The sequence below is a fragment of the Thermogemmatispora onikobensis genome (assembly GCF_001748285.1).
In the GTDB taxonomy this organism is placed as follows: Bacteria; Chloroflexota; Ktedonobacteria; order Ktedonobacterales; family Ktedonobacteraceae; genus Thermogemmatispora; species Thermogemmatispora onikobensis.
This window is the reverse complement of record NZ_BDGT01000015.1, coordinates 32,925-53,755: the sequence shown is the minus strand read 5'-3', so window position 1 is coordinate 53,755 and position 20,831 is coordinate 32,925. Positions and strand designations below refer to the sequence as shown.

15 protein-coding genes and 1 other RNA gene are annotated in these 20,831 nt (G+C 58.9%); 4 read left to right on the top strand and 12 right to left on the bottom strand.

Annotation, left to right across the window (positions count from 1 at the left end; genetic code table 11):
* Positions 1–5: 5 nt before the first annotated feature.
* The 4 genes from BGC09_RS08805 to BGC09_RS08790 form a co-directional block, all read right to left on the bottom strand.
* Positions 6–2,237: a DUF2079 domain-containing protein gene (locus BGC09_RS08805; RefSeq protein WP_069803512.1), complete on the bottom strand. Its 2,232-nt coding sequence runs from the start codon at positions 2,235–2,237 to the stop codon at positions 6–8.
* Positions 2,227–3,402, bottom strand: a complete 1,176-nt coding sequence (locus tag BGC09_RS08800; protein ID WP_069803511.1) for a lysylphosphatidylglycerol synthase transmembrane domain-containing protein — start codon at positions 3,400–3,402, stop codon at positions 2,227–2,229. The genes BGC09_RS08805 and BGC09_RS08800 overlap by 11 nt, the downstream gene beginning before the upstream one ends.
* Positions 3,399–4,436 carry a glycosyltransferase family 2 protein gene (locus tag BGC09_RS08795; RefSeq protein WP_084658215.1) on the bottom strand — a complete coding sequence of 346 codons (1,038 nt, stop codon included), beginning with the start codon at positions 4,434–4,436 and terminating at the stop codon, positions 3,399–3,401. Before BGC09_RS08795 ends, BGC09_RS08800 begins: the two co-directional genes overlap by 4 nt.
* Positions 4,437–4,674: 238 nt before the next feature.
* Complete coding sequence (locus tag BGC09_RS08790; RefSeq protein ID WP_069803510.1) at positions 4,675–5,442, bottom strand: glycerophosphodiester phosphodiesterase; 768 nt, start codon at positions 5,440–5,442, stop codon at positions 4,675–4,677.
* A gap of 310 nt (positions 5,443–5,752) precedes the next feature.
* Between BGC09_RS08790 and fxsT the strand changes: the two genes are divergently transcribed.
* The 3 genes from fxsT to ssrA all read left to right on the top strand — a co-directional run bounded on the left by fxsT (position 5,753) and on the right by ssrA (position 9,747).
* Complete coding sequence (gene fxsT / locus BGC09_RS08785) at positions 5,753–8,698, top strand: FxSxx-COOH system tetratricopeptide repeat protein (protein WP_069803509.1); 2,946 nt, start codon at positions 5,753–5,755, stop codon at positions 8,696–8,698.
* 144 nt (positions 8,699–8,842) lie between these two features.
* Positions 8,843–9,220: a thioesterase family protein gene (locus BGC09_RS08780; protein ID WP_069803508.1), complete on the top strand. Its 378-nt coding sequence runs from the start codon at positions 8,843–8,845 to the stop codon at positions 9,218–9,220.
* A 160-nt stretch (positions 9,221–9,380) separates the two neighbouring features.
* Positions 9,381–9,747, top strand: a transfer-messenger RNA (tmRNA) gene (gene ssrA, locus BGC09_RS08775).
* A 675-nt stretch (positions 9,748–10,422) separates the two neighbouring features.
* On the opposite strand, the gene BGC09_RS08770 is transcribed toward ssrA, so the two are convergent.
* From BGC09_RS08770 to BGC09_RS08740, 7 genes are all read right to left on the bottom strand, one after another.
* Positions 10,423–11,841: an MFS transporter gene (locus tag BGC09_RS08770; RefSeq protein ID WP_069803507.1), complete on the bottom strand. Its 1,419-nt coding sequence runs from the start codon at positions 11,839–11,841 to the stop codon at positions 10,423–10,425.
* 256 nt (positions 11,842–12,097) lie between these two features.
* Entirely contained in the window at positions 12,098–13,456 is a 1,359-nt protein-coding gene (locus BGC09_RS08765; protein WP_069803506.1) for a dihydrolipoamide acetyltransferase family protein, read from the bottom strand.
* Positions 13,449–14,450, bottom strand: coding sequence for an alpha-ketoacid dehydrogenase subunit beta (locus BGC09_RS08760; protein WP_069803505.1), 1,002 nt, complete (start codon positions 14,448–14,450; stop codon positions 13,449–13,451). The genes BGC09_RS08765 and BGC09_RS08760 overlap by 8 nt, the downstream gene beginning before the upstream one ends.
* A 2-nt stretch (positions 14,451–14,452) precedes the next feature.
* The gene (pdhA, locus tag BGC09_RS08755) at positions 14,453–15,505 is read right to left on the bottom strand and encodes a pyruvate dehydrogenase (acetyl-transferring) E1 component subunit alpha (protein WP_069803504.1); all 1,053 of its coding nucleotides are present in this window, start codon (positions 15,503–15,505) and stop codon (positions 14,453–14,455) included.
* A 163-nt stretch (positions 15,506–15,668) separates the two neighbouring features.
* Positions 15,669–16,139, bottom strand: a complete 471-nt coding sequence (locus tag BGC09_RS08750; RefSeq protein ID WP_069803503.1) for a CBS domain-containing protein — start codon at positions 16,137–16,139, stop codon at positions 15,669–15,671.
* Between the two features lie 499 nt (positions 16,140–16,638).
* Positions 16,639–17,844 (bottom strand): alpha-hydroxy-acid oxidizing protein, encoded by a 1,206-nt coding sequence (locus BGC09_RS08745; protein WP_069803502.1) that lies wholly within the window; start codon positions 17,842–17,844, stop codon positions 16,639–16,641.
* A gap of 176 nt (positions 17,845–18,020) precedes the next feature.
* Positions 18,021–18,695, bottom strand: a complete 675-nt coding sequence (locus BGC09_RS08740; protein ID WP_069803501.1) for a helix-turn-helix transcriptional regulator — start codon at positions 18,693–18,695, stop codon at positions 18,021–18,023.
* 505 nt (positions 18,696–19,200) lie between these two features.
* Between BGC09_RS08740 and BGC09_RS08735 the strand changes: the two genes are divergently transcribed.
* Entirely contained in the window at positions 19,201–20,109 is a 909-nt protein-coding gene (locus tag BGC09_RS08735) for a Rieske (2Fe-2S) protein (protein ID WP_069803500.1), read from the top strand.
* A 103-nt stretch (positions 20,110–20,212) separates the two neighbouring features.
* Here the strand turns inward: BGC09_RS08735 and BGC09_RS08730 are convergent, their stop codons facing one another.
* The gene (locus BGC09_RS08730; protein WP_052888227.1) at positions 20,213–20,461 is read right to left on the bottom strand and encodes a helix-turn-helix domain-containing protein; all 249 of its coding nucleotides are present in this window, start codon (positions 20,459–20,461) and stop codon (positions 20,213–20,215) included.
* Between the last annotated feature and the right edge of the window lie 370 nt (positions 20,462–20,831).

Here is a 20,831-nt window from a genome sequence, read left to right as displayed (position 1 = left end):
TGTAGTTAGCGAACAATCACGCTCGTCAACTGCAACTCCCGTGCATCCGGTAGCGCCCTTACTGCTCCAGATGCACCCTGCAGCTGCACAGGCAATCTGGCCTGCACATCCATCATTGTACTGCCCGAATGGCTCGCAGGTACAAGCGCCATAGAAATATGGGCTAGCCCGGGAGCGACATGGGCAGACCCCAGGCTGAAAGCCAGGGTCCTCAACATGTAGATCTGGCCAGGCTGCCAGGTCGTTGTTGGGCAAAAAGCGAAGCCTGGGAAGTCCTGCGCTAACAGATGCTCCTGACCGGCGCTATCCCTGAGCAAGACCAGGAGATTGAGCGCGGGTAGCGAGGCGCTTCTGGCGCGCAGATAGAATGTATACTGCAGATAGGTTCCGCCATCGATCGTCGCTGGTGTCGGCGTACTGTAGCCTACCACATCGACTAACGGTTGAGCGCTGTCACTCTTCCTAAAAGTTGCTGTGATCGGATGCTCCACCTGTTGGGCTGTAACCCACTGGAAGGAGCAGAAAGCGGAGGGCAGAGCGGGCAAAGCCTCTGGCCCGTTCTGCACTGGTGAGAGGGGCGAGATGCCCGGAGCTGGGAGGCCACGTTTCAGCAGGAGATAGCCATCTTGAGCGGCTACGATACCGTATTGCCCACTGAAGAGAACCTTCTTGACCTCAGCAGTATAGCTGCTCAGGAAGAGCGGATACATATCGCTCGTGACATCAAGAAAGATATAATCGGCCTCTTGATCTTGATAAGGGAAGAGATAGATACGCTGCCGATGACTGATATGGGGGACGAGAGCCGACTGGGCCGAAACAGAGGCCGTGGGCGGGATCATCTCGATAAAGTGCTCCGCGAGCCGGTTATGGGCAGTGATCGCTGGCCATTTGAAACCTGGCGAAAAAGGCACGGTGCCATGAGCTTCAGCGGCCCGCCCCACTGAGACGAGCAAGTAGCACATGAGCAGTGTCAGCAAGATGAGCTGTCCCCAGCTCAGAGCACCCGACGAGCGCCCCAGCAGGTCTGTCGCGCCATGAGTGGCCAGACGCGAGCGCCAGCTCTCCCAGGCTGCCGTTGCTCTCTGCCAGAGGGCACGCCCCCAACGCAGCAGCCACTGCGCTGCCCAGCCAATAACCACTACCGCCTCAATGCTTGCGAAAATCAGCACAGGGACGATCTCGGCATTGTAGTGGTAGAGGCCACTGTACATATCGGGCTTCGAGCTGAGCAAATTGAGGGCCAGGGTCGGCACCGCCAGCAACAGGACCCAGGGAGCCAGCAGCGGCAAATAGCCCGTGGGGCTGAGGACCTGACGCAGATAGAAGAAATGCTGCTGCTCAAAGACATACTGTTTCAGAATCGCGAGCGGATGGAGCAAGATGTTCTTCGCAATATCGAGCGGCCCGTTGCCAAGATGAGCATAGCGCGAGGCCAACAGCGGCCCCCCGGAGAGGCGCGTAATTACTAGCTCCAGACCGACCCAGACAAGAGCCAGCAGCACGAGACCGAGACCGGCGCGCCAGCAGCGCTGGAAGAGGAGCGACCACAGACCGAAGAGGGCCACCAGGACAGGAATTTCCTCCTTACAGGCCATGGCCAGGACCGCAAAGACGACGGTCCACGCCGTCTGCCGCGTATACATAAAATAGAGGACAAAGAGCAAGAGAGCAGAGGTAAAGGTGACGGCGTGGAAGTCGTTGAGCAAGGCCAGGTTCTGGAGAGGATGTAACAGATAAAGAAAGGCAAAACCTACAGCGATCCACTCGTTGCGCAAGCGCAGGCGAGCCAGCCAGAAAGCGGGGAAGGCGCCTGTAGCCACCACCAGTGTCTGAAGCACGAGCAGCGTCTTCGGCGTCGCCCAAAGCAAATAGAGCAAGGCCACAGGGAAGAGGATTGGCTCAAAGTGGATCGCGAAGCGACTAATCCCGTTACTACTATAGCAATTGGTATCGCCAACAATATTGCAGATCGTCTGATGGGGGACCGCGCTATGCAGAATTGACCAGACCGCCTGATCCATAATCCCCAGGTCTTCGGCATTGGTCTGGAAAGCATCCTGGCGTGTCGTCAAATACCAGATAAAGAAGGCCGAAAAGAGAAGAGCCGCCCCAGCCACCACTACCATCGCCGCCCAGAAGGAGCGTCGGCGGGGTAACGGCTCAGGTGGTGGATAGAGATAGAGGCGATTCCAGCAGACAGCCAGCCACTTACGCAGAGCAGAGCTAGTTTTCATACCCCCTCCCTCCTTCGTGGGAAGCAACCGTCTCCTCTGAGACTGTGGTCTCTGGGATCTGGCTTGCTTGCTCTGCCTGCACTTCTTGGGCGATCGAGCTTGCTGCTGGCAGGGATGCCCTTTCTTCATCCTTTAGGGCAGTCAAGTGCGCCTCTGACGACGTTCCAGCACCTTGCTGCTCTCTCTGCTCTGCCGCCTGCTCCGCACGAATCTGGCGTACCTGACGCAGGCCACCGAGATAGGCCGCGCTGACGCAGAGCAGTTCGGCTAGCGTCGAGACCAGGCGCGAGAGCAAGGCCATGACGTAGCCGAGGGCCGCAGGCAAAGCGGGCAGCGAGAAAGCAAAGAGGAGAGCGATGGCCCCCTCGCGGAAACCCAAACCACTCGGCGTGATAAACGAGATAAAGCCGATATCCCAACCGAGCGCGTAAATGCCGATGCAGATCGGCAGGGCCAGCAGAGGGGTCTCTGGCCACAAAGCCAATACCAGTACATAGAAAGCCAGGCCAGCGATCAACCAGCTCAGGCACCAGAAGAAGGAAACCAGCAAAATATCGCGATAGCGCAGAGCCAGCCTCACCGGCTCCCGACGGAGAAGACGCAGAGCCAGGTTGAGCAGGCCCCCCAGGATGCGCGGATGCAGCCCGATCAGCACCGCCAGCACAGCGACAGCGCTGAAGGCCAGAAAGAAGATGCCCTGGGTCGAGCCGAGCGCATGAACGTCGCGCCAGAACAAGAGGCTGAGCGCGAAGACGAAGGCAGCGGTCGCCAGCTTCGTCACCAGCTCGACCACCATGCTGGTGAATGCCAGCGAACGGGGCACGCCATATTTTCCGACCCAGAGGATGCGCGTCAGCACATGCCAGACGTTACCAGGGATATAGCGCACAAACTCCGAGGCCAGATAGATGCGCAGACTGGCACCCAGGGACAACTGGTAGCCGAGACGGGCTAGAACATTTTTCCAGATCAGCCCGAAAGATAGCTCCTGCAGCACAAAACCCAGGAAAGCCAGACCCAGCAGGACCGGATTCCACTCGAAGCGATGGGAGGCCAGGGCGCTCCAGTTATTCTTCACCTGGAGAGCGAAGAAGACCAGCACTACCACTGGCAGACCGAAGCGCACCAGGGCCTTGACCCAGCGTATAAGGACCGCTCTGCTCATTGGACATCGATTTCCTGCTTAATACTATACTCCTCCCCCGGCTGGAAGGCATAATGGCGGATCATCTCGCTTTGCAGGCCCACCAGGACGAATTGAACTCCGAAGATCATCAGTAGAATGCCAACAAAGAGCATTGGCTGCGTATGAATAGGCTGGTTGTCGATCAGGCGGCTGCGAATCACCACCCAGGCATCGATCAGCAACCCGAGCAGGAACGTCCAGAAGCCGAAGGGGCCGAAGAGGCGCAAAGGCGTACGCAGAAAGGTTGTCAGGAAGAGCACATTGAGCAGATCGATCAACCCGCGAGCGAAGCGCCGGGCCCCAAACTTGGAGACCCCGAAGCGACGAGGGTGATGGCGAACCTTGATCTCGGTCACTCGGTAGCCACGCCACTGGGCCATAACCGGGACAAAGCGATGGAACTCGCCATAGAGCTTGAGGTGGGCATCATCGATGACCTCGCGCCGATAGGCCTTAAAGCCATTATTGATATCGTGCAGCGGGACACCGGTCAGCGTCCTGACCAGCGCATTGAAGACACGCGAGGGGAAAGTTTTGGTAATAGGGTCGAGACGCGGATACTTCCAGCCGGAGACCAGATCATAGCCCTCCTCAAGCTTCTCCAGGAAGCGCGGGATCTCGGCGGGATCATCCTGGAGATCGCCATCCATCGTAAAGACAATCTTTCCCCGACAGCGGCTAAAGCCCGCCACCAGGGCTGGCGTCTTGCCAAAATTTTTGCGGAAGCGAATGACACGCACGATACCGGGATGCTCATCGTGCAGGGCCTTCACTTCAGCAAAAGTATTATCGGTGCTGCCATCATCGACAAAGATCACCTCATAGGACTGACCGAGCTGCTCTAGCTGGGCGATCAGTCGCTCAAAGAGAAGTCGAATATTCTCCTGCTCGTTCATGACCGGGATCACGACCGAGATCCCCACGCCCTGCCTCTCTTCCTTGTCAGCAACGGCAGTGACGGCGGTATCCGCTCGCTGGGGAATAGCTAGCGATGACATTTCCATCTGCTGCATACTCTTGGGACTCCACAAAACCCTGAGTTTAGGCTGAAGGCTGATGCCTGCTCTCCGTGCGCCGGCCTATTATAGCATACTGTCCTTCCTTGACAGTAGCTGATGGTACCTTTACGTGTCTGAGAACCATCTCTTTGGATCTAGAACGAATGGCTGTGAAGAAAGGACACGCCTCGTCCAGGGAGGGCTTGAGGGCAGCCCGCCAGGCTCTGTGCGACAGCCCGGGGCCTGCCTGGGTCTACAATAAAGCGGTGAAGAGCGTGGGCTGATCGCTGGTCAACGCATCAACATCGCTCGCTGCTAACTCACGCAGGCGTTCGGCAGTGTTCACAGTCCAGACGCCCAGCTTGAGCCCATAACTATGGACGAGGGCAGGCAGGTGCGGCAGGAAAAGAGCCTCTTCCACATCCAGCCAGCCGCAGCCCAGTTCACGAACCTGCTCTACCAGGGTATCCAGGGCCTGCCCAGCCTGGGGGTCCCAGATGTCCTCAGAGAGGATTGCACCCGTCTCTAGCTGCGGGGCCCGTCGCTTCACTTCTGGTAAAAGATACCAGTCAAAGGAGATGACGACGGCCTGGTCGAGCATGTCTGCACGCTGCAGCTCGTCGACAACCGCTTCAACAATGCCCGGGTAGCGCCCGTAGACACTGCCGCGTCGACTCGGTTTGATCTCAATCCAGACACGCCGTTGCCCTCCAATGAGGTCGAGAACTTCTCGTAGGGTGGGAATACGCTGCGGCTCCGGCCAACCACCGGGGAAATGAGCAGCGGCATTGAGACTGCGCAGATAGGCAAAGTCTAGATCAAGCATGTTGCCCCGACCATCGGTAAGCCGCTCGACAGTGGCGTCGTGAAAGACGATAAGATGGCCATCACGACTCATTTGCACGTCTAGCTCAACGGCGTCTACCGGCAAGGCCAGGGCCTGACGAAAGGCCGCCAGGGTATTCTCGGGCGCCAGCTGTGCTCCCCCACGGTGAGCAATACGTTGAACTTCACTTACCATACATCACTCCATATAAAATGTTACACTTTACTTAAATAAATTTCTCTAGTGAAGCAGATGGGCCGTATCAGCTCTGAAGCCGATAGCGAGCAAGGGCCGTTTCGGATTCCTCGCCTCATTTATTGCGGCCTCGCTCTCACTGAGTGTATACTAGATGTGTAGCCACTGTACAAGATGTACGTTACCTTCGTGTTTTGTTCGAAGGGCGTTCATCCTTTTTAGCCGTTTGCCAGACAGCGAAGAACCTTGTACTTCCCGGCGGTAGGGCAAGGAACTGCCCTTGTCTCACTCATACGCAAGGAGCCAGAACATGGCAGTGAAGGTCTTCCTGGCCTACACCTTCAAAGACGAAGCCGCGCGTAACGAACTTATTAATCATCTCTATCAACTCCGCTGGCAAGGTCTCATTGCTGATTGGGAGGAGTGTGCTACGGCCCAGGGTCTTTCCTGGCAAGGAAGCGGTGAGATCAGTCCTGCCCTGGAACGTGCGCAGCTCATTCTCCTGTTGGTCAGCCCCGACTTTGTGCACTCTGCTTACTGCTACAGCGCGGAGCTGAAAGTGGCCCTCCTGCGTCACAAAGCCGGCCTGGCGCGTGTGATTCCCATACTTGTGCGTCCGACGGAGCGCGATGATACACCGCTGGCCGATTTAGCGGTTCTGCCGACCAACGGTGTGGCGATTAGCGCCTGGGAGGACCGTGAAGCGGCCTGGCAGCAGGTGGCTGTGGAGCTGGGGACCTGGCTTTCCGCCGCCGCTGCTGCGACAAATGCGATCGTTCCCCCGGCGGCCATCCAGCTACCGCCACTTTCCCCACCACCGGCCTCGCCAGCAGAGAAAGCGGCGGTAGTCTCTTCTTCACCTTTGTCCCCGCTCTGGTTGGTACCATATCGTCGGAATCCGCTCTTCACCGGTCGCGCCTCACTGTTGGCTTATCTGCACGACATGCCTATTAGTAACAAGGCCAGCGCGGTCACTCCGCCGCAAGTGGTGAGTGGACCAGCCGGCAGCGGGAAAACACAGCTGGCGCTTGAGTATGCTTATCGCTACGGCCACGAGTATGAGGCTGTGCTCTGGGTCAATGCCGCCAGTCGTCAGCTACTCATCCACGAGTTGGCACGTATCGCTGAGGCGTTGGGGTTGCCGGAGCATACGCTTCCTCATCAATATCTGGTTGCTCTGGCGGTGCGCCGCTGGCTAGAAAAGAGGTCGGGCTGGTTGCTGATCCTGGATAATGTGGCGGATAGCGAGGTGGTTCGTGATCTGCTGCCTATGGGGGCTCGCGGTCATCTGATTCTGCTGGCTCGTCAGCCATTAACCTTGCCCAAGGCTATGCATGTGAAGCTGCCTGCGCTTGAGGCTGAGGAGGCCGCGCTTCTCTTGCTGCGTGCCGCTGGCTTGCTCCCGGTGGAGGCGACGCTGGAGCAGGCTCCTCCGTCTGAGGCCAGCCGGGCCGACGAGGTGGTTGCTTTGCTGCGGGCTTCTCCTCTGGCGCTCACTCTGGCTGGCGCCTATATCGAGACAGAGCAATGTAGCCTCAGCAGTTATCTGAACCTCTATAAGCAGGCTACTGTTGAGCTTCAGCGGAGGGCCTGGTCGGCCAGCCAGTTGATCAGCGCTCTCTCTGAGCCGTTGGCCATCGTTCTGCATATCAGTCTCTCACGAGCCGAGCGCAGCAGTCCAGTTGCCACTGAGCTATTGCGTCTCTGCTCCTTTCTGCAGCCCGATCGTATTCCCCTTGAGATGCTGGTTAGCGGTGGCGGCGAGCTAGGGGAGAGCCTGGGTCAGTGTTTGCTGGAGCAGTTCGAGCTGCTCAGGCTGATCCACGAGCTACGCCGCTTTGCGCTGGCCGACTACAGTCAAGGGTCGCTGGTCCTCCATCGGGCGGTGAGCGCCTGTGTCCGTCAGCGTCTGAGCCGAGAATCGCGTCTGCTGTGGGCGGAGCAGACTATCCGCCTGGTAGAGAGCGCCTGTTTGAGTGAGGCCGCTGCCCCGACTGCTCTTTATCGGGCCTATCTGCCGCACTTGCTTACCTGTGCTCGTTGGATCGAAGAGTGGCAGCTAGTCAGTCCTGACGCTGCCCGGCTGCTGGAGCAGACGGGGTACTATCTGCAACGTTGTGTGGCCTACCGTGAGGCTGAGCCGCTCTTACGTCGTGCACTGGCCATACGTGAGCAGCAGCTTGGGCCTGAGCATCCTGAATTGAGTGCCAGCCTCTACAATCTTGGGCTTTTCTACGAGGAACAGGGGCGATTGCCCGAGGCCGAGGCGCTCTATCAGAGAGTGGTCGCTATCGAAGAGCGGCAGGCGGGGAGCGATCGCCAGGGATTGGCGCGGGCCTTGTATCGGCTGGCTCTGCTCTATCGTGACCGACGTGATTTCGAGCGGGCCGAAGCGCTCTTCCTGCAGGTGCTGGAGAGTTGGCAGCCAGAGCTGGCGCCTGAGCATCCGCTGCTCGCTACACTGTATCACGAGTTAGCAACGCTCTACCGGGTCCAGGGACGCTATGAGCAGGCGGAGCTGCTCTATCGACGAGCGCTGCTGATACGCGAGCATCTGCTGGGGGGCGAACATCCAGCTGTGGCACAGACGCTGAGCGCGCTGGGCAGCCTCTATCACGCGCAGCGGCACCATGAGCAAGCTGAGCAGTGCTATCTGCAGGCCCTGGCGATTCATGAGAGCCTGCCTCTCGCTGAGCAGTTGGATCTGGCGACGACTTTGAATAATCTGGCCCTGCTCTATCGTGAGACTGGGCGTTATGGGCAGGCCGAGCTGCTCCATCAACGAGCGCTGATGATCTACCAGCAGTTGCTTGGGGATGAGCATCCCTATACTGCAAGCTGTCTGGAAAATCTGGCGATGCTCTATCATGATCGCGGTGAGTATGAGCGGGCGGAGTCGCTTTATCAGAGCGCTCTTCAGATCCGTGAGAGGATGTTAGGAGCTGACCATCCGGCGCTAGCGATCAATCTCAATAATCTGGCAACCCTGTATACCGCTCTGCACAAGCATGGTCCAGCGCGGGCACTCTTCAAGCGGGCCTTAGAGGTTGGTGAGCGGGCTTTCGGTAAGAACCACCCGACGTACGCGCGCTTTCTGGAGAACTATGCTCTGTTACTGCAGCAGACACGTCAGGTCAGTCGAGCGCTTGAGCTGCGTGCCCGCGCTCGGGAGATTCAGGCGCGGCAGGTCCAGGGCCTTTCAATGGGACAGGCCCGGGCGGGAGCGGGTCCAGGGAGCGCGATTGTTTCCCACTAGGGTGAGGGAAGAACCGCGGACGGCCAGATATGTGCTAGGGGCAGCAGACAGGGAGCAATGGGAGGTGTCAGTCAGGTGGGCAGAATGGGAGAGATGTGCTGCTGGCCAGCTACTAGAAGACTACAAGAAAGGGCTGGGAGCGTTATGAGCTTGCAACCAGGGCTAAAGGGAGAGGCAAGCACGACTGTCGTCTATGAGAACACAGCCGCCGCCGTTGGGGCGGGAGGTGTCGAGGTCTTTGCGACCCCGATGATGATCGCTTTGATGGAGAACGCCGCCTGGCGAGCGGTGGCCGATGTTTTAGAGGCGGGGTATGTCTCTGTGGGAACGCGCGTCGATGTGCGGCATCTGGCGGCGACGCCGATCGGCCAGCGGGTGCGTGCTACCGCCGAGCTGGTCGAGGTGGATGGTCGGCGCCTGGTGTTTAGGGTCGAGGCTTATGACGAGGAGAAGAAAATCGGGGAAGGCATCCACGAGCGTTTTATTGTCCACCTCCAACGTTTTTTGGAGCGCCTGAAATAATTCTCCCCTTGCTGGACGTTATATGGTGTGGTAAGATAAGAAGGCCACAAGAGAGTGGCAGCTTATCTGACCCTGCCTTTGATTGCTTGAATTGGCCAGACCTGTCTGGCGATGGTGATCGGGGTTGGTTGCCACTACCCTACGCAATCGACCCTAGCATGGGGATGACGGGTCTCGACAGACAAGCTGTTGAAAGGATTGCAGGTCGAGGTGCCGGTGTGCTCTCTCGTTAAACAACCGGCAAAAAAATAACTGCCAACAAGGCAAATTACTCCTACGCTCTCGCCGCTTAATTAGGCGAGCGTCGTCCCTCTGACTTTTGCCTGTGGGGTCAGATGTGGGCGCCGACGACATGGGCTGCGGTGCCGGTGATCGCCCTCTAATCGGCATCTAAGACCAGAGGGCCAGCGCTGAGGAATCCTGTCGGTGGGAGTCCTCCGCGCATAGCAATACACCGACTAAGCCTGTAGGATATCCTTTAACAGGGTTGCCTGGACGGGGAGTTCGACTCTCCCCCATCTCCACCACTCCGAGGCCGCTTGAGAAGCGGCCTCGCCCTCTTTTCTCTCCCATGTGTCAGTTTAGTCGACAGTTCTCTCCCCTTCTTCACCCCTGCGGTCTCCAGGCAATCTCTCACGCCCAAGACTGCGCGAGCGCCTGGCAGCCCTAGAAAGGTCGAGAGCCTCCGCCCCGACCCGCTTGAGGATACTGAAAGGAGGATAAAGAAGACAGCAAGGACAATAGCCTTCTGTACAGCCGAGTCCAACTGCTCGACTTGCTCAACGATTCTGCGGAGTTCCTCGTTCACAGTATTCCTCCTGTTTCTCAGAAAGCAGCTGCCCCCATTCTTTGCAGAAGGGCAAAAGCCTCTAGCACTGCGATAAGCCTCCGTCGACCTGGAGAAGCAAGCACAACTACCCCACCCTTCTGAGTCCACATACGGCCAGATATTGCCAGAGAGCCAGGCAGTTGAGAAGATGCCCCCACTGAATGTCCAATTCTGGTCGTATCCATCGGGACCATAGATATCCACCAACCACCCCAAGAAAACGGCTGAGAGAGGCAGAATGTCTGGCCGGTTTCTCGTGCCAGGGCTCCCGCCTCTGCTGCGCCAAGCGAATGCCCCCTACCATGAGCAGCGCTTCCTCTCTACAGCAAGCGACCAATGGCTCTAACTCTGGCCCTCAGACACCCACCTCCGTCTAGAGCGTCTCCCGTACCTCTCTCACAAGCAGCGGATACAAACAATTGCCCAGCGCGAGGGCCCCGAAGAGCAGAAAGACAGTCGCAGCTCCGACTCGATCGGTCAAAATCCCACCCAGCACCTGCCCCAGTGGCGCTAAACCCAAGGAGCCGATGGTATCCAGACTGATGACACGCCCCAGCTTGTCCCCAGGTACCTGCTCCTGCAAAATAGTGAAATAGACCGTGTTAAAAAAGGTCAGACCAAAGCCGACCAGGATCGACGCCAGCGGAGCTAACCAGAGGGCCAACGCCGCCGGAATCAAGCCAAAAGCAAGCACACCAGCCGCGCTCAGCATCAGAAAGAGATAGGCCAGCAACCCGCGCCGCCCCAGACGCAAGACCACCCCCAAAAGCAAGATGCTCAGCAGCGAGCCAATAGCCTCAGCTGTTTCAAGAAGACCAAGGAAGCCAGCCCCTTGCCCATAGACAACCTGCACCAGCTTTGGCATAGAAACCGCCAAAGTGGCAATAAAACAGACATTCCCAACAGTCGCACTGAGCAAGGTCACCCAGATCCAGCGCGAGCGATGCACATAGACGAGACCCTCACCCAGGTCCTGCAGCACCTTCTGCAGGCCAGACCTCAGCCCCCACAGCCGCCCTCTCACGAGATTCTCCTCCTCGCCTTCAGCATCCCCACGCAGCGCCAGAGCTGACGATCCGAGTTGCTCTTGTTCAGAGCGCCGGTGGCGCTCAACAATAGGAACAGGGAACAACAGAAGCATCGAGATAAAAAAGCTCACAGCATCCAGGGCAAAGGCTGAAAACGGCCCTGCCAGGGCAATGAGTAAAGCCCCGAGCACCGGCCCCGCCAGTCCCGCCAGATTGAGGCTCAGGGCAGTCAAGGCATTAGCAGATGGCAGCTCCTCCTTCGCTACCAGCTCGGGCGGAAGAGACATCAGCGCAGGATTGAAAAAGCCTTCAACGATCCCAAAGATAAGGCTCTCTACTACAAGCAGCCAGAGCTGAAGGAGACCGGCAACGCCGAGCACTGTCACAGAGAGCAGGACAAGGCCCCGTAAGCCATCCGACCAGAGCACGATCGAGCGCCGCGGCAGCCGGTCAGCAGCAACGCCCCCGATCAGCACAAAGGCAAGGTTGGGAACCAGCCTGGCCATCAGGATCAGACCCATCGCCGTGGCCGAGTGCGTCATCAGCAAGACCTGCCAGGCCAGCGCCAGCGAGAAGACATTGTTGCCCAGGTTTGAAATCGTCTGGCCCAACCAGAGTAAGCGAAAGGAACGACTGGCCAAGGCCCGCGCAAAGGTGAAACGCCGCGTCAGCTGCCGAGCAAACTGACCACTTCGCCATAGCCACCCACCAAAGCGAGAAGCCTTAGCCGCAGACTGCCGAGAGGGCTCAGAAAGATTTGCCATTAAATCTGCCTCTTTGTATTTCATAGATGCAAATATTTTATATAATAGACCTCATTTTCTGTCAATGACAGAACAAAGGTGCTCTAAAATGGGAGGATTATGCAGCTTGGAGAAGAAAATTTAGGAGTGCTCTTTCTGTCGCCAAAACAAGGAGGCTCTTCTAACGGTAGCAGAAGAGCCTCCTCGGTTTCCTTGCAGCGCCCAAGATAGGGCGGGCGCCCACCTGTGTTGTCTATCGCTGAGGTCTGTCGCGGCCTTAGCCCAGCAGGCTAAACGGATTCTGCAGCAAACGCTTAACTTCCTGCAGGAAGCGAGCCACTGTCGCCCCATAGAGGATACGATGGTCCGCAGAGACCGTAACATGCATCATATCGCGCAGCACCGGCTGATCATCGATAGGCACAAAGGTGCGCCTCACCGAAGCCACCGCCATAATGGCTGCCTCGGGCGGATTGATCACAGCGATGAACTCACTGACATCAAGCATGCCCATATTGGAAATTGAGAAGGTACCACCCGAAAGATCAGCTGGCGTCAACTTCCCAGCGTGGGCCTTCTCAATCAAAGCACGGGCCTCACGCGCAATGGTGCGCACTCCTTTGAGATTGGCATCGCGGATCACCGGCACCACCAGGCCATGAGGAATATCGACGGCGATCCCGACATTGATCGCCTGGTGACGCACGAACTGGCCATCGCGATAGGAGCTGTTGACCTCGGGGAACTTCTCCAGGGCCAGGGCGCAGGCTTTGATAATGAGATCGTTGATCGAGACTTTGACGCCCCCTTCACCTACACTCTCGTTGAGCTGCCGACGCAGCGCCAGAGCCTCGGTCATGTCAATCTCAGTGCTGACATAGAAATGCGGGATCGTCTGCTTCGACTCAGTCAGGCGCCGAGCAATAGTGGCCTGCATGCGCGAGAGCGGCACCAGCTCCTCAGCAGGAGCCGCACCAACCTCAGCGGTGGCAGCGGGCGCAGCGACTGGAGGTGCTGGAGCGGCCCCTACCCCGGCCTCCGCCGGAGCAGTCACAGCTGCCGCCCGACGGCTTTCAAGGAAAGCCTCGATATCATCGCGCACGATACGCCCACCAGGGCCAGAGCCACGGATCTGACGCAGGTCAATATTATGCTCCTCAGCCAGGCGACGGGCTAACGGCGAGGCTTTGATCACGCGATCCCCATTCTCTTGACCAACCGGTGCAGCCGGGCGGGGCACCTCAACCGGCGCCGTGGCTCGCGGACGCGGCGACGCCTCTTGAGGCGTTCCCAGGCCGGAGCCACCACTTCCGGCAGCCCCGCCACCAGTCACAGAGGAAGCAGTTGTCGTTTGCGGAGCTGGGTGCGCTGCGCTCGCCCCTCCCTGGTCAGCAACACCTGCCCCACTTCCAATCAGCGCAATCACCTGACCGATCGGGGCACTCTCCCCTTCCTGGACCAGGATCTTTTCCAAGACCCCGCTCTCGTAGGCCTGCAGCTCCATCGTCGCCTTATCGGTCTCGATCTCAGCGAGCACATCCCCCCGCTCAACACGATCGCCTGGTTTCTTTAACCAGCGAGCAATCGTCCCTTCCTGCATCGTATCGCTGAGCCGGGGCATAGTCACCTCAGGCATAGACGACCCTCCTCTTGCGAATGGCCAGGCGATCGACCGCCTCCACCAGCTGCCGCGCACTTGGCAAAGCCGCCTGTTCGAGCGGCTTCGAATAAGGGAGCGGCACCTCCGCACCAGCAACGCGCTGAATGGGCGCATCTAGATAATCAAAGGCTTCCTCCTGAAGAGTGGCCGCCAGCTCAGCCCCGACCCCATAAGAGCGCCAATCTTCCTCAAAAATGATAGCCCGGTTAGTCTTCTTGACCGAATTGACCACCGTCTCATGGTCAAGCGGACGCAAGGAGCGCACGTCAACCACCTCGATACTGAGCTGACGCTCCTGCTCCAGCCGACGAGCGACATCGAGAGCCACCACCGCCATACGCGAGTAGCTGATGATGGTCAGATCATGGCCCTCCTTCATGACCTGAGCCTTACCTATGGGGATCGTGTAATCTCCTTCAGGCACCTCGCCACGTGTATTGTAGAGCGCCAGATTCTCCAGGAAGAGTACCGGGTTGTCGTCACGCACAGCGGTCCGCAACAGACCTCGGGCATCTGCCGGCGTGGATGGCGCGACCACCTTGAGGCCAGGGACATGAGCAAACCAGACCTCCAGGTTCTGCGAATGGGTCGCCGAGAGCTGCTGACCACCACCGCCCGGAGTGCGGATCACCAGAGGAACCGGGCATTGACCGCCGAACATATAGTAGATCTTGGCCGCATGGTTAACGATCTCATCCATCGCCAGCGCAATGAAGTTGATCGTCATGATTTCCACAATAGGGCGCAACCCAAGCATAGCGGCCCCGATCGCCAGCCCCACAAAACCGTTCTCACAGATCGGCGTATCAACCACACGCTTTGGACCAAACTCCTGCAGGAGGCCAGCGGTAATCTTATAGGACCCCTCGAAGCGCCCAATCTCCTCGCCGATCAGAAAGACATTCTCATCGCGCTGCAGCTCCTCACGCAGCGTATCGTGCAGCGCCTGGCGATAGGTCATCTCGGCCATACTCAGCGCCCTCCCTCACCGGCATAGACAAAGTCGTAGAGTTCCTCAACCGAGGGAAACTCGCTCTCCTCGGCAAAACGCACCGCCTCCTCGACCTCATGCTGAGCCCGCGCCTCCAACTCCTGGCGGGTGGACTCATCCATCAAGCCTGCCTCCTTGAGCCGGGTCGCGTAGAGCAGGATGGGATCACGCTCGCGCCAGCGCCGTACCTCGTCTTCGGGGCGATAGCGATCAGGATCAACCACCGAGTGGCCACGGAAGCGATAGCTGACCGCCTCAATCAGGCTTGGCTCACGCTCCTCACGCGCAATACGAGCCGCCGTACGCACGGCCTCTAAGACCGCCAGAAGATCGGTCCCGTCAACGCGCTCGCTGCGTATGTCATAGGCACAGGCCTTGCGATAGAGGTCGGGGACCGCCGAGCCTTGGTCGACGCGCGTGCCCATGCCGTACTGATTATTGACAATGAGGAAGACCACCGGCAGCCGATAGAGCTTGGCCAGGTTGAGCGACTCGTGGAAAGGGCCGCCATTAGTGGTACCATCGCCCATCTGGCAGGCCACAATCTCACGCGCGCCCCGATAGGCCAGGGCAAAGGCCGCCCCCACCGCCAGCGGTAACTGCCCCCCGACAATGCCATAGCCCCCCATGAAGCGGCGTTTCAGGTCAAAAAGATGCATCGACCCTCCACGACCACTGGAGCAGCCGGTCTTTTTGCCGAACAGCTCGGCCATGACAACGGCAGGCGAGATGCCGCGGCAGATGGCATAGCCATGCTCACGGTAGTTGGTATACACGTAATCATCGGCTTCCAGGCCGGCACAGAAGCCGACGACAGTGGCCTCTTCGCCAAGATTGAGGTGACAGTAGCCGCCGATGCGTGCACGGGTGTACATTTCACCGGCCTTCTCCTCAAAATAGCGAATAAGGACCATCTGGTAATAGTAATTGAGCAGCGTTTCGCGGTCCGTTCCTTCGAGCAGCGAAGCAGGGGAGCGGGGGTCACCCGGTCCGGCCCCCTGCGCGGCTGCCTTCCGTTGCTGTCTGGTCTCCATAGGTATACTACTTCTTCTTTCTGGCTAATCGACACTGCATCAACAAGATGAGCTTGATCGTTATTGATCCGGTCGTCCTAATGAGCCGGAACAAGGAAGAGCGGGCACAGAGCCAACACCGCGCCGCCAGCCTGGGCGTCGTCTTTACCAGACAAGCAGGCAACTAGAAACCAGGAGGAGCCGGCTCGGCTGACGCCAGCATTTGTGGCGCTGCACAGCGAGGACAGCACTCTGGCGGTTTCTCGCCAGGGGCCACCTCACCACAGACGGGACAGGTCCAGCGTGTCGCCACCTCCCTGACCAGGTCAGCGCGGCTCACAATGCCCACCAGCCGCCCCTCACGAAGCACCGGCAAGCGTCGAATACGCCGATTGACGAGCAGCTGGGCCACATCCTCCAGGTCGGTCTCCTCAGTGACGCTGATCAGACCACGGGTCATAATCTCTCGCACAAAGCGGCCCTGACGCGCCAGGACATCGTGCTCAGTGACAAGGCCTGTGATCATCCCCTCTTCATTGACCACAGGCAACCCACTGACTCGATGGCGTGCCATCAAAGCTGCGGCCTGCTGTCGCGTCTGGTCCTCATGAACCGTCACAACCCGTGTGGTCATCACATCTCTGACTTTTCTCATCGCCTGTCATCTCCTCTGAGCTTCCAGTCTGCAGGAGTACTCTCTCCCCCAGCGGCAGACAAGACTACTCATCCTCTCGCAGGCGATGCACTTCTTCTCTGAACCCTCTGCTGAATGCTCTTCTGTTCCTTCTTAAGGCTTGTTATGGGGCGTCTCCTTCCCCGAAAGGCAGGAGCCAGCACCGCCACAAACCTCTTTCCTGGCAACCTCCCAGCGATCTTGCTTGAGTGGGCGCGCCGCCCCACCAGGCCGGCGCATCTGCCCGAAGCCTCAGTTAGCCAGCTAACGACTCGCTCCCCCTTCTCTGGCACACACTGCCCCTTTCGTGGCCAGAGAGGGGAAGTGGGAACCAATCCAAACGTTCTGTCGCTGCCGCTAGACCAGGCTTCTTGCAGGACACGCTTGCCACGACCAGCTGTTTTGCCAGCGAGATGCCTATCCGGCTGCCTTCCTCATGCACAGATAGAGGCGGCGCTCCTCGCTGTTCTTCTTTATCTTATCACGCCCTTTCCGCTTTGGCGAGGGCTGAACGATCTAGCGAGCTGACGGAGACGAAACCACTCAGGGCCAGGGTGAGGTCCAGATCGGCCAGCATGTTCTGCAACACCTCGCGCACGCCAGCCTCTCCACCCAGAGCCAGCCCCCAGATATAGGGGCGCCCCAGCAAGACGGCTCGCGCCCCCAGCGCCAGCGCCTTGACAACATCGGCTCCCTGCCGAATACCGCTATCGAACAGCACAGGAATCTGCCCAGCGACGGCCTCCACTACCCCCGGCAACGCCTCTAGCGCCGCAATGGCCCCCGCTACCTGGCGCCCACCGTGATTGGAGACGATCAGGCCATCAACCCCACACTCTACTGCCCGACTCGCATCATCAGGATGCAGAATCCCTTTGAGGATGACGGGCAATCGTGTATGTTGACGCAGAAAAGCGAGATCTTCCCACTGGAGCGTCAGGTGACCAAAACTGGAGACATACTTCTGAATAGCGGGGAAGGGATTTTCTTCGGGAGGCTGGGGCAAATCCCGGCGGAAGACAGGATCGCTCAAGTAGTTGGCCAATCCTTGTGCCTGCAGGAATGGCAGATAGGCCCGCTGCAGATCACGCGGACGCCAGCCGATCAAACGTGTATCGAGCGTCACCACGATTGCGCCGTAGCCGGCCCGCTCAGCCCGTTGAACAAGGCTTGCACAGAACTCGGCATCGGCAGGCCAATAGAGCTGGAACCAACGTGCTCCATCGCCTGCAGCCTGAGCCACCTCCTCCAGCGTATAGGAGGAAACCGTGCTCAAGATAAAGGGAACGCCCAGCGAAGCCGCGGCTCGCGCCACTGCCAGCTCGGCTTCAGGGTGGATGATCGACTGCACACCGATCGGGGCAAGCAACAAAGGCGCTGGTAGGCGTAGTCCCAGCAGCTCGACGCTGAGATCACGCTGTGCCACATTGCGCAGCATACGAGGGACGATCGACCAGCGCTGAAAGGCCGCCAGGTTAGCCTGCATCGTATCTTCAGCGCCAGCGCCTCCAGCAACATAGTCATAGGCCTCGGGACTCAGGCGCTCTTTGGCACGCCGTTCCAGCTCCTGCGCATCCAGAGGTAAGGCCGGAAGCTGTCCCTGTAGCCCCGCCATGTAGATTTGAAACTGGCGTTCGCTGCCATAGGGCGGCGAGACATGCCCGCCCTCATGGGGAGTCTCTGACATCGCGACTCTGTCCTTTCCTTCCCTGGGGATTGCTGCAAGGCCGTTTCCTCTCCATTGTACCATGACAGACTCTGCTGTTGAAAGCGGCAAAGAGGACGAACAAGAGAGCACTGAAAGGAGCATCCTGCGGCCTGGCCTCAACCAGCAGCTTGAGACAGCCAAGTGCAGGCCGAGACCTAGCGCTCAGGGGCAAGGTCGATTTCAAAACAGCACTGCGCACGCTCGGTGCAGCGGCAACAGGCTCGCACGGGCAAGGCCGTCAACTCAGCTATCATTGCCTCAATCAGCAAACAGAGACGGGGATGAGAGGGAGTGAGAGCAGCCAACGGACAGCTAGCAGCGCGTAGCCGCGCCTGCCCGCCCGGGTGACCAGGAAGCTCACCCGGTTCCTCCAGCTCAGCCAAAGCTCCCAGCTCGTTGAGCACCGCCACAGCCCAACGCACACGACTCAGCGGCTCGATCGGCCCACCTTGCCCCCCAGACGACCAGCGCTGCGCCAGGCGTTGACCCAGAGCGCGCAACAGCCGCTCTAGCTCCTCAGCCGGGAGCTCCTCGGTCAGTAACTCCAGGAGCGCATCAAAGGCCGGTAGGTAGGCACGCGGGAAGAGGCGATCAGCCGCTGGCGCCAGCTCATAAAGATAAGCTGGCTTCCCTTGAACACCACGCCGCTGCCCCCGTTGAACAACAAAGCCATCTCGCTCCAGCGCCGCCAGATGGGCACGCACCGCATTATCGGTCAGCCCCAGCTCCTGGGCCAACTCCTCAACTGTGGCCCCCTGGCGAGAGAGTAACGCCACAATGCGCCCGCGCGTGCTCCGGAAAAAGCGTCGATGCGCCTGATCTCCAGCCATCGGTGTCGCACTTCCTGATCGAGAGAGAAGACCTAACGTAACGCTTGCTCTGCTCCAGTGTAGCAGAGGGCTTGCTTTATGTCAATAAATTTCTTGACTTTCTTGACTTTCCTCGGCGAGTATGGTATATCAGAAAGAGGGAGAGAGTCCTGAAGGCTGCCCGATGTACCAATGGGCAATCGGGCAGGCTTTTTAGCCAAAGCACAACAGCCTGCTAGCTGCTGATACCTGCTTGCTTCCTGTACTGCAGAAGCGGCTCACCAGAGATGGAGGGGCAATGGCGAGCAACGCCAGCCGGTGGAGGCCAGGGCAGTGCACCGCGCTGACGTGGCCAAGGCCCACGGTGTGGGGTCTGGCCAGCCATTGCCCCTGTCTTTCTGTGCGCAGAGACGAAGCCCGTACGGACTGACAGCGTGCAGCGAGAAGAAGGGAAAGGCCGCTTTCCTGGCAAGAGGTGGAGCGCAGGCAGGTTATCGGCCCATGTGAAGAGACGAAGGAGAGCACCATGAGCGACTCGACGAATGCGCCGGTCCCATCAACGGCCAACGTTTGGCAATCCTTTGCCGATCGCTTCGGCGACCGTCTGCAGGCCCTGGCTCGGGTGCTTACCGGAGGCACCCAGAAGCCACCACGCTTACTGAAGAGCTTACTCAGCGGCACCTTTGGAGGTCACCCACTGCATCCAGCCATTACCGATATCCCCATCGGCGCCTGGACCCTGACCGCTATTCTCGACATTATCTGGCTGGTAGCGCCGACTAGCAACAGTTGGGCCGCGCGCGGGGCACTGGTTGGTAGTATCGTCGGGCTGATCGCTGCCCTGGGCGCGCTCTTTACCGGCCTGGCCGACTGGAGCGATACCTACGGCGCTGAGCGAACGGTGGGCTTCTATCACGGCCTGCTCAACACGGCGGCCTTTCTCCTCTACCTGGTCTCATTTATCCTGCGCCTGCTCTCTCCTCTGAACGAAAGCACCGCCGCCGCCGTGCTCAGCTTCATCGGCTTCGTGGCTATTCTGGTGGCTGGCTATCTGGGCGGAGATATGGTCTTTGTGAAAGGCACTAATGTGAATCACACCGCCTGGGAGCCAGCAGGCGAGGATTTCGAGCCTGTCCTATCTGCCAATAGTGTGGAAGAGGGGCGCCTTTATCGCGTGACGGTGGCCGGCGTGCCCGTGGTGCTGCTCCGTCGCGGCGAGCAGTACTATGCGATTTCAGCAACCTGCTCCCATGCCGGGGGACCACTGGATGAGGGAACGCTCACAGGGGATGTTGTGGAATGTCCCTGGCATGGCTCGCGTTTCTGCCTGCGCGATGGGCGCGTATTGACTGGCCCGGCGACCGTGTCAGCCCCGCGTTATGCGGTCCGCGTCCGCAATGGCCAGGTTGAGCTACGCCGCCTCGATGGGCACTGATCAGGCAACAAGATGGCAAAGGACCCGAGGGAGATTCCCTCGGGTCCCACTTCTTTCTGGCAGTCACCTCACCACCCAGCTGCCACCGCTCAGACAATCCGCTTCACGACGCGGCAGTCGCGGGGGTGTTGAGCAACTCGTCCAGCGTATTCTTCTTGACACGATAGACCTCGCGCTTGCCCTTATGCGGCAAGGTAATGGCCTGCAGCGCACCGGTCTTGATCCAGCGGCGCACTGTCGTGTCATCAACGCGAAGGCGCTTCGCTACCTCGCTGACAGTGAGTAGCTCAGTTGTATGCTCCTCACGAGAATCGCGCTCGTGATCCACAACTGCACTTTCCCGACGAGCCATAGGTTTCCCTCTCCTCTCTACTGAACTCGATTGGATTGCAGTCCCAGGCAGTTTGCCTGGAGCTTTCTATCATTTCCAGCTAATATGAGTAAAACACTCCTCTATTAAGAGGAACTGTGAATTAGCTGAAATTTCGCTGAGAATTTGGAACTCTCGATCTGCCCGTCCCGCCAGGGAAGCGGCTCACTTTGCCCGAAAAGGAAGAGACCGAACCTCAGCAGCTTCCCCGCTTTGGGCCGGGAAATTGAGACTTTTCACTTCTCCGATTTTATAATAGCACATTTCCGATCTATTATCCAATCCACTGATAATAACCACCGGGAAGCCGGAGAATCTTCCCGGCCAGCGAACAGCCGTATCTAGGGAAGAG

Coding starts and splice junctions, on each gene's coding strand:
- BGC09_RS08730 (WP_052888227.1), bottom strand. CDS start 20,461: ATGGCTCGTCGGGAAAGTGCAGTTGTGGATCACGAGCGCGATTCTCGT.
- BGC09_RS08805 (WP_069803512.1), bottom strand. CDS start 2,237: ATGAAAACTAGCTCTGCTCTGCGTAAGTGGCTGGCTGTCTGCTGGAAT.
- BGC09_RS08750 (WP_069803503.1), bottom strand. CDS start 16,139: ATGAGAAAAGTCAGAGATGTGATGACCACACGGGTTGTGACGGTTCAT.
- BGC09_RS08800 (WP_069803511.1), bottom strand. CDS start 3,402: ATGAGCAGAGCGGTCCTTATACGCTGGGTCAAGGCCCTGGTGCGCTTC.
- BGC09_RS08790 (WP_069803510.1), bottom strand. CDS start 5,442: ATGGTAAGTGAAGTTCAACGTATTGCTCACCGTGGGGGAGCACAGCTG.
- BGC09_RS08745 (WP_069803502.1), bottom strand. CDS start 17,844: ATGTCAGAGACTCCCCATGAGGGCGGGCATGTCTCGCCGCCCTATGGC.
- BGC09_RS08765 (WP_069803506.1), bottom strand. CDS start 13,456: ATGCCTGAGGTGACTATGCCCCGGCTCAGCGATACGATGCAGGAAGGG.
- BGC09_RS08740 (WP_069803501.1), bottom strand. CDS start 18,695: ATGGCTGGAGATCAGGCGCATCGACGCTTTTTCCGGAGCACGCGCGGG.
- BGC09_RS08735 (WP_069803500.1), top strand. CDS start 19,201: ATGAGCGACTCGACGAATGCGCCGGTCCCATCAACGGCCAACGTTTGG.
- BGC09_RS08760 (WP_069803505.1), bottom strand. CDS start 14,450: ATGGCCGAGATGACCTATCGCCAGGCGCTGCACGATACGCTGCGTGAG.
- BGC09_RS08780 (WP_069803508.1), top strand. CDS start 8,843: ATGAGCTTGCAACCAGGGCTAAAGGGAGAGGCAAGCACGACTGTCGTC.
- fxsT (WP_069803509.1), top strand. CDS start 5,753: ATGGCAGTGAAGGTCTTCCTGGCCTACACCTTCAAAGACGAAGCCGCG.
- BGC09_RS08795 (WP_084658215.1), bottom strand. CDS start 4,436: ATGCAGCAGATGGAAATGTCATCGCTAGCTATTCCCCAGCGAGCGGAT.
- BGC09_RS08770 (WP_069803507.1), bottom strand. CDS start 11,841: ATGGCAAATCTTTCTGAGCCCTCTCGGCAGTCTGCGGCTAAGGCTTCT.
- pdhA (WP_069803504.1), bottom strand. CDS start 15,505: ATGGAGACCAGACAGCAACGGAAGGCAGCCGCGCAGGGGGCCGGACCG.